Raw genomic sequence first — 14,757 nt, forward strand, 5'->3', positions numbered from 1 at the left:
GCAGAGCGCGGGCCGGCTGATTTTTGCGCTGACTGTCACGGCCCCTTCGCGAGCAGGCTCGCTCCCACACGGGATCTCCAGTGGACACAGAGTCGGTGGGTGACAGAGAGCAAATGTGGGAGTGAGCCTGCTCGCGAAAGCTATCGAGCGGTCACCGCCACTTCATCGCCGGACCTATAAAGCCGCTCTATTCTGCCTCCCAAAAAAAACCGCCCTTTCGGGCGGCTAAAGTACTTCGACCATGATTCAGAAGCTTTGACTGAAGCTGATGTTGAACGCGCTGTCGTTGTTGTCGCTCGACACCTGGCCTGAGTAGCCGATGCCCAGCTTGCCGGTCGGGGTGACCTGGAAGTCGATGCCGGCTTCGAGCAATGCGCTGTCCTTGGCGATGGGTACGCCCTGGGTGCTGAACGAGGCGCCGCCGTCGATGAAGGTCAGGTCGGCGTCAGGTTTGGTGTCGCCGTAGGCATGCCGCCAGCCGATGGCCGCGCGCGGTGTCAGTTGGCTGCCGTTGGCCAGGGTCACCAATTTGCCGACACGCACACCGAGGGTCGAGTAGGTGATGTCCTGATCGGCGTCGGCCTTCAGGCGCCCCACTCCCCCTTTTTCCTTGCCGGTGTCGCTGTCGTAGTTGACGTAGGCCAGCCCGGCGAACGGTTCGATGGCAACGCCTGCCGCGTTGATCGCGTAACCCACTTCACCGAACACCTGCGCACTGCGCGCGTCGTAATCGGCCTTCAGGCGATCATTGTAAGTACCGACGCTGACATCGCGCTTGGTCTCGATGCTGTGCCAGCTGTAAGCCGCGCCGAGGCGCACCGCCAGTGCATCGAATTGCGAGTTCAGATAACCGGCCAGGTGGTAGCTGTCGACCTTGGCATTTGAGTTGCGATCGTGCGCATTGAGGTTGCTGCGGGTGTAGCCGGCCGCCATCCCGGCACGCCAGGTGTCATCCAGCGCCTTGTCGGTGCCGAGCATGAAACCGCCGAGGTTGCGATCGACTTTCGCCGTGTTGCTGTCGCCGCCCATGTCGCCCCAGGCACCGATGGCCCGGATCCAGCCGACCATTTCACCGTGGCAGCCGTTGCTGCTCAGTTGCGTGTCGCTCGGGGCCAGGGTTCTGCGTGGATCATCCGCGGCGCTGCACGATGGCTGGCGCATGCGGTCATTGACCGCCTCGCGGATGAACCGCGAGTCCTCCAGCATGGCGCTGGCGGTGCTGGCGTGGATTTCACCCGACAGGCTGTCGAACGCATTGCGCGCACCGGCCACGCTGAGGTTGACGATCTGGTTCTGCAACGCCGCGCCGGCCGCACCGTTATTGGACAGTGCCGTGGCGGTGCCGCGCTGGTTGCCCGTGGCAGCGACGTCGGCGAACGAGTTGCCGTTGCGGCTCACAGCCAGGGTCACCGAATCGGCACCGTAGACCAGCGAGCTGTCGAGGAACGCGTACTGCGGCAGATCGGCGGCACTGAAGGTCCCGGTCACACCACCGCCCGCAGTGATCAGTGAGTAAGTGGTGTTGCCAGTGAACGGCGCCAGGCTGTTGACCACCAGACCGCCACCCAGAGCTGCCGTGCCACCTACCGCCAGCGGTGTAGCGGTTGGCGAACTGACCGTCAGCGCCAGCACACCATCACTGCCGTTGGTCAGGTTGCCGGCCACGCTCAAGGTGCCGTCAGCGCCACCGGAAGCCACCACACCGTGGTTGACCACCGAACCGACGCTGCCGTTACCGCTCAGGCCTGCGCCGTTGGCGACCGTGACTTGTGCGCCCAGCGAAGCCCGGGCCGCACGGCTGCCGACTTGCAGCAGGCCTTGATCGACGGAAACCGTACCGCTGAACGGTTGATTGCCAACCATCAACAGGCGACTCACGCCGCGTTTGAACAGCGCGCCGGTGCCGTTAAGCACACCATTGAACTGGCCATCGGTGTTTTGCTGGAACACCAGCGTGGCGTTGTCGGTGATGTTGCCTTGCAGACTCGTGGTGTTACCGATCAGCGTACCGCCATTGACGGTGGTGCCACCGCTGTAGGTATTGGCGCCAGTCAGCACGAGGGTGCCGGAATCGAGTTTCTCGATACCGCCGGTGCCGATCAGCGGCACGTCGATTTCAGCACTGGCCCCGGCATTGACCCGCACCGGCGCCAGACTGCCGTCGGCACCGTTGACTGGTGTCAGCGTACCGCCAGCCCCCGGCACCAGGCTGTAGCCGCCGGTGAGGAACTGCAGACCGGTGAAGTTCTGATTGCCCTGCACAGTGACGGTACCCGCCTGGCCACCAAACACTGCGAATTGACCATTGGACGCCAGCGCCTGAGTGCCGCTCGGATCGGTCCAGTTGGTGCCCGGGCCCCACACGCCACTGCCGCCACCGATGCTGCCATCAGGGTTGGTAGTGCCGCCGTTCCAGAACTGCACCTCACCCGGCGTGCCTTGTACCAACAGGTTGACCTGATTGGCGATCGCGGTTTGCAGGGTCAGGTTGGCCGCCGACACCGGCAGGCTGCCGTAGACCAGACCGTTGTCGGTCAGGCTGCCACCGTAGCGGAACAGTTGATAGACCCCGGTGCCGAAACCGCCGGCGTTGCTGATATTCAGCGTGCCGTCGAGGGTCAGGTTACCGGCGACGTTGACCACCGTGGTGGAGCTGGCGGCCGAGCCGAGGCTGAAGTCCAGGTTGGTGCCCGAGGACAGCGCCAGCGAGCCGACCGACAACGGTGTAGCCGTGCCGCCACCGGTCAGCGTCGCACCGCTGGCCAGTTGCACGTTGCCGCCCAGTTGTCCGCTGCCACCGACTTTCGCACCACTGGCGACGTTGACGTTGGCGCTGTTGAGCACGCCGTTGACGATCAGGTTGCCGGCCTGCACCGAAGTGTCACCGGTGAAGGTGTTGTTGCCGGTCAGGAGCAATTGGCCGGTGCCGGTTTTGTTCAGCGTGCCAGCGCCGGTGAGGTTACCGGTGTAGCTGCCGTCGGCGTTCTGCGCGAAGGTCAGCGCTGCGTTGTTGATGATGGCGCCTTGCAGGCTGCTGGTGTCGCCAGTGGTAGTGCCAGCGTTCAGCGTGGTGCCGCCGCTGTAGGTGTTGGCGCCGCTAAGCACTAGGTCAGCGCTGCCGTTTTTCACCAGACTGCCGGTACCGGTGATGGCGCCGAGCAGCGTGGTGTTCTGGTTGCCGGCCAGGGTCAGTTGCGACCCCAGATTGATCGCGTTGGCCAGTTGCAGCGCCGAGCTGCTGTCGAGGCTGCCGTTGCCGGTCACGCTCAGTGCACCGCTGCTGATTGCGCTGTTGTTGCCCAGCACTAGCGTACCGCCAGCGAGCTGAGTACCACCGCTGTAAGTGTTGCTGCCGTTGAGGGTCAGGCTCGAAGCGCCAGACTTGATCAGGCTGCCCGCCCCACTGACTACACCGTCGAGGGTCAAGGCGTTGCTGCCGGCGACAGTCAGGCCACCGTTCACCACCACATCGTTGCCCAGCGTGACGGCCGCGTTGCTGTCCAGCGCGGTGCCGTCCGCAGCGGTCAACACACCGCTGCCGAGCGCTGCGTTGTTGCCCACGACGATCTTGCCGCCATTGAGCGCGGTGCCGCCGGTGTAACCGTTGGCAGCGTTGAGCACCAGCGTGCCGGTGTCGTATTTGCCGAGGGTGCCGCTGCCGTTGAGTGCCACGCCAACGGTCGCGGTGGCGTTCGGATCGACTCGCACCGTGGCGTTACCCAACGAACCGTTGACCAGATTCAGCGAACCCGCGGTGCCGTCCTGCAGGCTGTAGCCATCGGTGACGAACTGCATGCCGGTGATGGTTTGTGCGCCGTTCACGGTGACCGTGCCCGCCGTGCCTTGGAACACCGCGAAGTTGTTGGTCCAGGCCTGATTGGTGGTGCCGTTGACGTCGGTCCAGTTGGTGGTGCCGGTGCCCCAGGTGCCGCTGCCGCCATCGACCGAACCGTTGGCGACGAGTTGGTTGCCGTCCCAGAACTGCACGGTGACGCCCGGTGCAGTGACCAGCAAATTGATCTGGTTGGCCAGCGCGGTTTGCAGAGTCAGATCGCCCGGAGTGACGCTGCCCGGCACCGTGCCGATCAGCATGCCGTTGTCGGTCAGGCCGCCGGTGTAGTTGATCAACCGGTACACACCACTGCCGAAACCGCCGATGTCGCTGACGTTCAGGGTGCCGTCGAGGGTCAGGTTGCCGCCGACATTCACCAGCGCATTGCCGCCACCGGAAACCGGCGTGCCCAGTCCGACATCGAAATTGGAGTTGGCGTTGAACACCAGCGAGTTCACCGACAGGGTGCTGCCGGTGGCGCCGGCCAGATGACCGCCGTCGGCCACGGTCACCGCGCCGCCCAGCGAGCCGCCGCCCGTCAGGGTGCCGCCGCTGTTGACCAGCACACTGGCGCTGTCCAGCGAGCCGCTGACGTTCAAGGTGCCGGCGTTGACCGTGGTGTTGCCGGTCAGGCTGTTGAGGCCGGTCAGGGTCAGGGTTCCGGTGCCGAGCTTGTTCAATTCGCCGGTTCCGGTGAGGACACCGGCGAAAAGGCTGCTGGCGTTGTTACCGCCGATGCTCAGAGTGTTGCCGCCGCCGATCAGTGCGGTGCCGCTGCCGGTCAGACTGGCGAGGCTGCCCGAGCCGCCGAGATTGAGAGTTGACGCAGCGCCGAGGTTGACCCCGGCATTGCTGCCCAGTGCCGAGTTGCCCAGTGTCGTGAGGCTGCCCGATTGCACATCAAAGGTGCCGCTGAAGGTGTTGTTGCCGGATAGCGTCAGGTCGGCCAGACCGTTTTTGGTCAGGGTGCCCGCCCCGGCGATCACACCGCCGAGGGTCAGGTTGTTGTTACCGGTCAGACCGAGGTTGGCGTTGAGGGTGATGTTGTTGGCCAGTACCAGCGGCGCGGTGGCGTCGAGACTCGAAGCACCAGCAACGGTCAGCGCACCACTGCCCAGAGAGGCGCCAGTGCCAAGGGTCAGCGTACCGGCATTCAGTGTGGTGCCACCGGTGTAAGTGTTGATGCCGTTGAGTGTCAGGTTCGAGGCGCCGTTCTTGATCAGCCCGCCCGCGCCACTGACCACGCCAGCGAGGGTCAGGTTATTGCTGCCGCTGTTGCTCAGGTTGGCGTTGAGCACCACGTTGTTGCCCAGACTCACTGCTGCGCTGCTGTCCAGCGCCGAAGCGCCGGCCACGGTCAGGTTGCCCAAGCCGAGTGCTGAGTTGCTACCGGCGGTCAGGGTGCCGGCGTTCAGGGTAGTGCCGCCGAGGAAGTTGTTATTGCCGCTGAGGGTCAGATTGGCCGCGCCGTTTTTGCTCAGACTGCCGGCGCCGTTGACCGTGCCGGCCAGGGTCAGATCCGCGGTGCCGCCAATGCCGAGATTGCCGGCCAGATTCACCGCGTTGTTCACCGAAACCGCCGTGCTCGCATCCAGCGTGGTGCCGCCCGCCGCGTTCAAGGTGCCGGAACCCAGCGCCGAGTTCGACGCCAGAACCAGTCCGCCGGCATTCAGCGCTACCGGCCCGAGGAAGGCGTTGTTGCCGCCGAGGGTCAGGTTGGCCGCGCCGTTTTTGATCAGCCCGCCGGTGCCGCCGATCACGCCGTTGAGGGTCAGCGTATTGCTGCCGACCACGGTCAGATTGCCATTGAGCGTGGCGGCATTGCCCAGGGTCACGGCCGTGTTGCTGTCCAGTTGCGTGCCAGCGTTGGCAATCAATGCGCCGGTGCCAAGTGCGATGTTGCTGCCGACCACCAGGGTGCCGCCGTCCAGCTGCGTGCCGCCGCTGTAGGTGTTGGCGCCATTGAGCACCAGGGTACCGGCGTCGAGTTTATTGAGGATGCCGCTGCCATCGATATTCACGCCGATGGTCGCAGTAACGCCCGGATCAACCCGCAGCGCTGTGGTACCGCCAGTGCCGTTGACTGCGGTCAGCTGCCCCGCCGCGCCGTTGACCAGGTTGTAGCCGTCGGTGAGGAATTGCATGCCGGTGAACGCTTGCGTGCCGTTCACCGTCACAGTGCCCGCAGCTCCCTGGAATACCGCGAAGTCACCGGCCCATGGCTGGTTGACCAGACCATTGGCATCGGTCCAGTTGGTGCCGACAGCATTCCACGTGCCGCTGCCGCCATCGACCACGCCGTTGGCGATGGTCTGGCTGCCGTCCCAGTAACGGATGTTGCTGTTCGGTGCCGACACTTGAATATTGATCTGATTGCCCACGCCGGTCTGCACCACCAGATCGCCAAGGCCATAGCCGACCGGCACGCTGGCGACGTCCAGACCGAGATTGGTCAGGGCACCGGTGTAGTTGAACAGGCGATACACACCGACGCCGAAACCGCCGGCATCGGTGACGTTGAGATTGCCGTCAAGGGTAAGGTTGCCGCCGATGTTCATCAGCGAACTGGTCGACGGAGTCCCCAGCGCCACATCCACGTTGCTACCGGCACCGAGGGTCAGGCCACTGGCTGACAAGGTATTGCCCGATGACAGCGCCAGATGGCCCCCGCTATTAATGTTCACTGTGCCAAGCGCCGAGCCGGTACCGGTCAGGGTACCGCCGGTGTTGACGTTGACCTGTGCACTGCCCAGCGAACCGCTCAGGTTCACGATACCGCCATCGATCGCGGTATTGCCGGTAATGCCGTTGATGCCAGTGAGGTTCAAGGTGCCGGTGCCGACTTTGGTCAGGCCACCGCTGCCACTGAGATCACCATCAAAGGTGCTGGTGACGTTGCCGCCACCGACGGTCAACGTGTTGCTGCCAGTCAGTTGCACACTGCCGCTGCCGGTCAGCGCGCCGAGGCTGGCATCGCTACCGAGATTCAGGCCGGCACCGGCACTGATGTTGACGCCAGAAGTGTTGCCCAGTGCGTTGGTGTTGAGGGTAGTGACGCTGCCGGAGACGATGTTCACGGCGCCGGTAAAGGTGTTGTTGCCGGCCAGAGTCAGGTCCGACAGACCGTTTTTGGTCAGGCTGCCGGCGCCGTCGATGATGCCGTTGAGGCTCAGGTCGTTATTGCCGGCCACCGTCAGCCCGGCGTTGAGGGTGATCGCGTTGCCGATGCCGAACGAGGCGCTGTTATCGAGAGTCGCCGCGCCGCCGATGGTCAAGCCACCACTACCCAGACCGTTGGCATTGCCCAGGGTCAGGGTACCGGCGTTGAGGGTGGTGCCGCCGCTGAAGGTGTTGTTGCCGTTGAGCGTCAGGTTGGCCGCGCCGTCCTTGATCAACTGGCCGCTGCCGCTGGTCACGCCACCGAGGGTCAGGTTCTGCGTGCCGCCGACAGTCAACGCCGCGTTGAGAGCGACGCCGTTATTGAGGCTGACCAGCGGCGAATTGCTGTCCAGTGTGGCAGCGCCAGCGACGGTCAGTGCGCCGGAACCCAGCGCCGAACTGTTGCCGACGGTCAGCGTACCGGCGTTCAACGTGGTGCCGCCGAGGTAGTTGTTGGCCGCATTGAGAATCAGATTGGCCGCGCCGTCTTTCACCAGACTGCCGGCGCCGCTGACCAGACCGGTCAAGGTCAGATCTGCCGTGCCACCGATATTCAAGGCTCCCGCCAGGCCCACTGCGTTGTTCAGGCTGACGGCGGTGTTGGCGTCCAGCGTGGTATTGGCCGCCGCATTCAGCGTACCGACGCCCAGCGCGGTGTTGCTGCCGACAATCAGCTTGCCGGTGTTCAGTGCAGTGTTGCCGAAATAGGTGTTGGCGCCGTTGAGGGTCAGGTCGGCCGCGCCGTTCTTGGTCAGCCCACCGATGCCGGCGACCACCCCGCCGAGGGTCAGCGCATTGCTGCCGCCGACAGTCAGCGTGCCGCCGAGGTTGACGTTGTTGGCCAGGGTCGCCGCCGTGCTTGCATCCAGCGTGGTGCCGTTCGACGCGTTCAGTGCGCCCGTACCCAGAGCGGTGTTGGAGCCGACCACCAGCGAACCGGCATTCAACGCCGTGGTGCCGGTGTAGGTGTTGTTGCCGGTCAGGGTCAGGCTCGATGCGCCGGTCTTGATCAGGCCGTTCGCGCCACTGATTACCCCGCCGAGGGTCAGCGCGTTGGCGCCGCCTGCGGTGAGGTTGGCATTGAGAATCACGTTGTTGTTCAGGGTCACGGCGGAACTGCTGTTGAGGGTGCCGGCGCCTTCCACCGACAAGGCGCCGGTGCCCAGTGCCGCACCGTTGCCGACGGTCAGGCTGCCGGCATTCAGGGTGGTGCCGCCGCTGTAGGTATTGGTGCCGTTGAGGGTCAGATTGGCGGTGCCGTTTTTCACCAGTTGGCTGGTACCGCTGATCCCGCCACCGAGGGTCAGCGCGTTGCTGCCGCCAATCCCCAGACTGTTATTGAGAATGACGTTGTTGTTCAGTGTCACCGCCGCATTGCTGTCGAGCGTCGCCACGCCGCCGACGGTGATGTTGCCGCTGCCGAGCGCCGCATTCGCGCCGGCCGTAATGGTGCCGGCGTTCAACGCGACGGCACCGAGGAAAGTATTGGCGCCATTGAGAATCAGATTGGCCGCGCCGTTCTTGGTCAGCCCGCCGCTGCCGCTGACGATACCGCCGAGGGTCAGGTTGGCGCTGCCGCCGATGTTCAGATTGCCACCGAGTGACACCGCGTTGGTCAGCGCCACCGCTGTGCTGGCATCAAGGGTGGTACCTGCTGCCGTGGTCAATGCGCCCGCGCCCAGCGCGGTGTTGGAGCCGACAATCAGCGTGCCAGCATTCAGCGCAGTGCCGCCGGAGAAAGTGTTATTGCCGCTGAGGCTGAGGCTCGCAGTGCCGTTCTTGATCAGATTGCCGGCGCCGCTGACGACCCCGCTCAGGCCCAGTGCCTGGGTGCCGCCAATGGTCAGATCCGCCGCCAGCGCGACAGCGTTGGCCAGGGTCACCGCCGTGGTCGCATCCAGCGTGGTGCCGGCCGCGGCGTTCAACGCGCCAGTCCCCAGTGCGGTGTTGCTGCCGACGAACAGGCTGCCGGCGTTGAGAAGCGTGTTGCCGGCGTTGGTATTGTTCCCCGTCAGGGTCAGGCTGGCGGTACCGGATTTGGTAATCCCGCCAGTACCGGACAAGACGCCGCCCAGGGTCAGGGCATTGCTGCCGAGCACGTTGAGCGCGCCGGTCATGCCGATGTTGTTGGCCAAGGTAACGTTGGCGGTGCTATCGAGACTGGTGCCGGCAGCGGTGTTCAGCGCGCCGCTACCCAGCGAGTTGTTGTTGGTCACCAGCAGGCTGCCGGCGCTCAAAGTGGTAGTGCCGGTATAGCCGCTGTTGGCGCCACTGAGGGTCAGGCTGCCGGTGCCGGTCTTGGTCAAACCGCTGTTGCCTGTGATCAAGCCGCCGAGGGTCAGAGCGCCGGTGCCGCCGGCCGTCAATGTGCCGCCGAGGCTGATGGCGTTGTTCAGGTTGATCGTGCCGGGCGCGCTCAAGGTGGTCGCGCCGGTGACGTTGACGGTACCGGTGCTCAGCGCCAGATTGTTGCCCAACTGCACGGTGCCGCCGTTGAGTGTGGTGTTGCCCAGATAGGTGTTGGCAGCGCTGAGGCTCAGTTGCCCGGAACCGACTTTGGTCAGGCCGCCGCTGCCGGAAATCACCCCGCTCAGGGTGGTGGCGTTGGTGCCCTGCACGGTCACACCACCGGCGCCGAGAGAGATCAGATTGCTGAGATTCAACCCGGCGTTGCTGGCCTGGAGGATCCCGCCGTTGGAGGTGAGCACCCCGCTGCCGAACGTGGCGTTGTTGTTGAACTGGGCGACACCGCCATTGAGCGTGGTCGCGCCGCTGACCAGTGGCCCTTGCAAGGTCCAGGTGCCGCTGTTGATGGTCAGGTTGTTGAAGTTGACGTAAGTGGCGCTCGACGCCGTGCCGACCCCGGTGGTGCCGCCGCCGACACCGCTCGGGTTTTGCAGAATCAGGCTGTTGGTACCGCCCGCGCCGCCATCGACAGTGCCGGTCGGGGCGAACGTCAGGTTGATGCCGATCAGTCCGCCGAGGCCGACGCTGACCTGCACGCCGTCACCCACGTTGACGCTGGAGCCGGTTACCGCCGTAAAGGTGTTGGTGCTGCTCGCGCCCATCGACACGCCGCCGGTGATCGCACCGGCGTTAGTGAAGGTGTTGCCCGCCGTCGAGGTCTCGAAGGCGATCCGGCCGTTGATCACGCCGGTGCTGCTGTTGGTCATATTGACCTGCGAGCCGCCGTACACACCGACCACCGGGGTGTCGGCCAGGGTGATGCCGCCGACCGAGAGTCCGGTCGAGGTGATGGTGCCGTTGTTGGTGATGCTGGTAGTGCCGGCCGCAGCGTTGTTCACCGCGATGCCCAGGCCGTCAACGCTGGTCAGGTTGAGCCCGAGCAACATGCCGGTACCGCGAATGATCCCGCTGGCATTGTTGAGCACGCTGACCGTACTGGTTGCGCCCGTACCGATGAACGCACCGCCGCTCAACACCGAGACCAGCCCGAGCAGCGCCGGGTCGATCGTCCCGGAGTTGTTCAGGCTGATGTTGACCCCGGTCAGGTCCATCACATGGCCGCCGAGCGTCGCGTTCATCTGCGCCCCGGAGTTGACGTTGACCGTCAGACCGTTGGTGGCACTGGCGAAATTGTTGAGAAACAGCGGCAGACTCGGCACGCCGGTACAGGTCACGGTGGAACCCGCCGTGGAGCATGTGGCCAGTGCCGGTGCACTGACGCCGCCGAACAACAGCCCGGCAACGCTCAGGTGCACAGCAAGGGAAAGTGGGGAAAAACGCGAAACGAGGGCGACACCAAACCTTGCTTCCACGGGCTACTCCTTGTCGTGGCCAAATTCTTCCTTGAAGGCGTGGGAGAGGTGCTTATTCCACACGCGAATCAAGACTGCGACGGTCATCACAAAACCGCGTCTTGGCTGACAAGCTAGTAGACGCCCCGCGATGGGGCACTGATTAAATGGTGTTAATACTTTAATACTAGAACCGTCTAGAACGCGGGTTTCGGCCAGTAAACACTGGGTTTGGCGACACCTGACTAACCCTGTGGGAGCGGGCTTGCTCGCGAAAGCGGTGTAACTGAGAAGGATGTGTCACCTGACCCGACGCCTTCGCGAGCAAGCCCGCTCCCACAGGAGAATTTCAGCGTTTAAAAGAAACTGGTACGCCTTGTGCAAACGTTTGCGACCTGCCTATAACGACTTTTTCGTAACAAAACCGTACAGACCCGCAGAACCCGGGCCTCGATCCGCAAAAAAAGGACTTTGAATGCACGTTGCTTCCCTTCTTCGCGCCCCGTGTGCGCGCACGTTTGCTGTTTCCCTGCTACTGACCGGCGTTACCGGAGTTCTCAGCCACAGCGCATTGGCGCAACCGGCGCTGCCCGACGAGTCCGCCCAGGGTGAAGCCCTCAGCCCGGAAGCTGCCCCGCCGAAAAAAGGCGCGTATCTGTCGGACTGGTACAACCAGGACCTGACGCTGATCGGCAGCAAGGACATCAGCTTCGGGCCGCAACCGGCCGACGACATTTATCTGGAATACGAGTACTTCGGGCGCAAGGGCCCGTTCGAGCTGTACGGCTACGTCGACATTCCGAAGATCTTCAACATCGGCAACAGCCATGACAAAGGCGTGTGGGATCACGGCTCACCGGTGTTCATGGAACACGAGCCGCGCATCTCCATCGACTACCTCGCCGGCCGCAGCCTGGCCATCGGCCCGTTCAAGGAATGGTACGTGGCGTTCGACTGGATCTACGATCACGGCAGCCGTAAAGAGAACCGCGCCAACACGCTGTACAGCGGCTTCGGCACCGACATCGACACCCATTCGCGGGTCAACCTGTCGGCCAACCTGTACGGGCGCTACCAGTGGGAAAACTATGGCGCGAGCAATGAGTATTCGTGGGACGGCTACCGCGCGCAGCTCAAGTACATCGTGCCCATCGACAAATTCAGCAACGGCGCGTCGCTGACCTACATCGGTTTCACCAACTTCGATTTCGGCTCGGACATTCACAAGGACAATCCGGCGCGCACCGCCAATGCCACGGTGGCGACCAACGTGCTGTTGTACTCGTTCACCCACCTGCGCTTCACCCTGGTCGGCCGTTACTTCCATAACGGCGGCAACTGGGAGGACGGCAGCGAGCTGAACTTCGGCGACGGCAATTTCCGCGCGCGCTCCAACGGTTGGGGTTACTACGCCGGCATCGGCTACCAGTTCTGAAATCAGGAGATTCTCATGCAAGCAATGACGCGTCTGACCCTGGCCGCTGCGGCCCTGCTCTCTTCCACTGCGTGGGCGGCTGAAGCGCCGATCCAGCCGAAAGTGGTGCTGATCACCATGTTCGCCCCCGAGGCACAGAACTGGATCGAGCGCCTCGATCTCAAGCAGGAAATCCGCGTACCGGGGCTGTCCGCCGAGTACCCGACCATCCGCTGCAACGCGCAACAGGTGTGCCTGCTGACCACCGGCATGGGCCAGAGCAACGCCGCCGCTTCAACCCTGGCCTTGGCCCTGTCGCCGAAATTCGACCTGCGCAAAAGCTGGTTTCTGATCGCCGGGATCGCCGGCATCAGCCCGAAACACGGGACCATCGGCACTGCGGCGTGGGCGCATTACCTGGTGGAATTCGGCACGCAATGGGAGCTGGATTCGCGCGATGTGCCGGCGAGCTGGCCGACTGGCTACCTGGGCATCAACACCAAGGGTCCGAACGAAAAACCGCCGCTGGACTACAAGACCGAAGTCTTCGAACTCAACCCGACACTGCAGGCCAAAGCCTTCGCCCTGAGCCACAAGGTCGAGTTGAGCGAGAGCAAGGAATCAGCAGCGTGGCGTCGCAAATACCCTTCGGCCCCGGCCAATCAGCCGCCAGTGGTTACGCGCTGCGACACGCTGGCGGGCAACACCTGGTTCTCCGGTACACGCCTGAGCGAACGCGCCGAGGTCTGGACCAAACTGCTGACCGATAACAAGGGTGAATACTGCACCACACAACAGGAAGACAACTCGACCTACGAGGCCTTGTTACGCGCCAGTCGCGAAGGTCTGGTGGATGTGCAGCGTCTGGCCGTGGTGCGTGCCGGCTCTGACTTTGATCGGCCGGCACCGGGCGGCAGTGAAGTGGATAATCTGCTCAAGTACGCCGATCAGGGCGGCTTTGTGCCGGCGCTGGAAAATCTCTATCGCGCGGGCAATCCGCTGGTGCAGGACATTCTGAAAAACTGGTCGGCGTGGGAAAACGGCGTCCCGCAATCCTGAGTACAACACGTAAAAATGTGGGAGCGGGCTTGCTCGCGAATGCGGTGTATCAGCCAATACTTGCTTCGCTGACACACCGCTTTCGCGAGCAAGCCCGCTCCCACAGTTGTTTTGCGGTGTCAGGGAATAAGGATAATCTTGTCGCCACTGCCCTGATTCACCTGCGCGTAGCTGTCCAACCCCTCCGCCAATGGCACCTGCACCAACCCCTGCGGCAACGGCAACAGATCCTCATCAAAGAACCGCCCAAACTGCTCGAGCATCACCGCACAGGCTTGCACGCCGTACAGCAGCGAGTTGATCCCGACCACCGAACCGCCCTTGCGGTACAACGCCAATGCCGGCAATTGCACATGGCCGTCGACCGGTGCGGCGATGATCGCGATGCGGCCGAACGCTGCTAGTGCCGCCACCGAGGCCGGCAGCCAGAAGCCGGTGGTGTCGAAGATCACGTCGGCGCCGCCGCTGTACACCGCGTTGACCTGCGCGCCGAGGTCTTCGGGTTTATCAAGCTGAATCGTCGCATAGCCCTGCGCCTGTAACTCCTTGACCTGCTCCGGCCTACGCGCTGCCGCGAGGATTTGCGCACCACGCACCTTGGCCAGCGCCAACGCCGCCGTCGCCACCGCGCCGCCACCGATCACCAGCAAACGGGTTTCAGCCGTCACCAAGCTACGCTCCAGCGCATCCCACGCCGTGGTGTACGGCACGCCGAGGCTGGCCGCCTGGGCGAAACTCAAGTGCGACGGTTTGTGCGCCACACCATTGGCCGGCAGTTTGACGAACTGCGCGTGCGAGCCATCGGCGAAAAAGCCCAGCTCGCGCCCGGTGCCCCAGACTTCCTGACCGAGCAACGCCTGCGGCCCCTCGACCACGACACCGGCGAAATCGCGCCCGGGAATCCGTGGCAACGTGGTGTACGGAAATCGCCCGAGCACGTTCTTCACATCACTGGGGTTCAGACCGGCCGCCTTGATCTCGACCAGCACTTCACCAGCACTCGGTACGGGTTTGGCGACATCGGCGAAGCGCAGGGAGGACAGATCGCCGGTTTTATCGAATTGCAGTGCTTTCATGAGGACATCCACCAAAGGGAAAAAAAGGACATTCAGGACAACCAACCGGCGACCAGTTGCCGGCCCATTGGCCACAGCTGCTCACCCGCGAGCATGCCCAGCAGCCCCACCAGCGCAATCGCCGGAGGTGCCGGGGAACGAAAATCCAGCGCGCCATAGAGCAGGCCGACACCGAGACCGATGCCCAGCGAAATCAGGTAGTTCATGGAGGAAACTCCGCCGCGTTGAAGGAATGGGCAGAGTCTAGGGAAGGATCGGCAGAGGCGTCGGCCAAGGACTTCTGAATTTCGGCCAATTCCCCGCGTTCTCTGTCGTCCCCTGTGGGAGCGGGCTTGCTCGCGAAGGCGGCGGGTCAGTCACTTTATGCTTCACAGACCTGCCGCTTTCGCGAGCAAGCCCGCTCCCACAGTGGTTTTGCGGTGTCAGGGGAGCCGGCGATGGAAAACCTCTTCCGTGCTG

5 protein-coding genes are annotated in these 14,757 nt (G+C 63.7%); 2 read left to right on the plus strand and 3 right to left on the minus strand.

Annotated elements, in window-relative coordinates; translation table 11 throughout:
- Positions 1-246: 246 nt before the first annotated feature.
- Positions 247-10,770, minus strand: a complete 10,524-nt coding sequence (locus V3W27_RS15065; protein WP_330206944.1) for an autotransporter-associated beta strand repeat-containing protein — start codon at positions 10,768-10,770, stop codon at positions 247-249.
- A gap of 454 nt (positions 10,771-11,224) precedes the next feature.
- Between V3W27_RS15065 and V3W27_RS15070 the strand changes: the two genes are divergently transcribed.
- Both V3W27_RS15070 and V3W27_RS15075 read left to right on the plus strand, forming a co-directional pair.
- Positions 11,225-12,184 carry a nucleoside-specific channel-forming protein Tsx gene (locus V3W27_RS15070; protein WP_330206945.1) on the plus strand — a complete coding sequence of 320 codons (960 nt, stop codon included), beginning with the start codon at positions 11,225-11,227 and terminating at the stop codon, positions 12,182-12,184.
- A 15-nt stretch (positions 12,185-12,199) separates the two neighbouring features.
- Positions 12,200-13,222, plus strand: a complete 1,023-nt coding sequence (locus V3W27_RS15075; protein WP_330206946.1) for a purine-nucleoside phosphorylase — start codon at positions 12,200-12,202, stop codon at positions 13,220-13,222.
- A 119-nt stretch (positions 13,223-13,341) separates the two neighbouring features.
- Here V3W27_RS15075 and V3W27_RS15080 read toward each other — a convergent pair whose 3' ends face one another.
- Entirely contained in the window at positions 13,342-14,298 is a 957-nt protein-coding gene (locus tag V3W27_RS15080) for a quinone oxidoreductase family protein (RefSeq protein WP_330206947.1), read from the minus strand.
- Between the two features lie 32 nt (positions 14,299-14,330).
- Positions 14,331-14,504 carry a DUF1427 family protein gene (locus V3W27_RS15085; RefSeq protein WP_095138741.1) on the minus strand — a complete coding sequence of 58 codons (174 nt, stop codon included), beginning with the start codon at positions 14,502-14,504 and terminating at the stop codon, positions 14,331-14,333.
- Positions 14,505-14,757: the final 253 nt, after the last annotated feature.

The organism is Pseudomonas sp. AM14(2022), from assembly GCF_036346455.1.
GTDB lineage: Bacteria > Pseudomonadota > Gammaproteobacteria > Pseudomonadales > Pseudomonadaceae > Aquipseudomonas > Aquipseudomonas putida_A.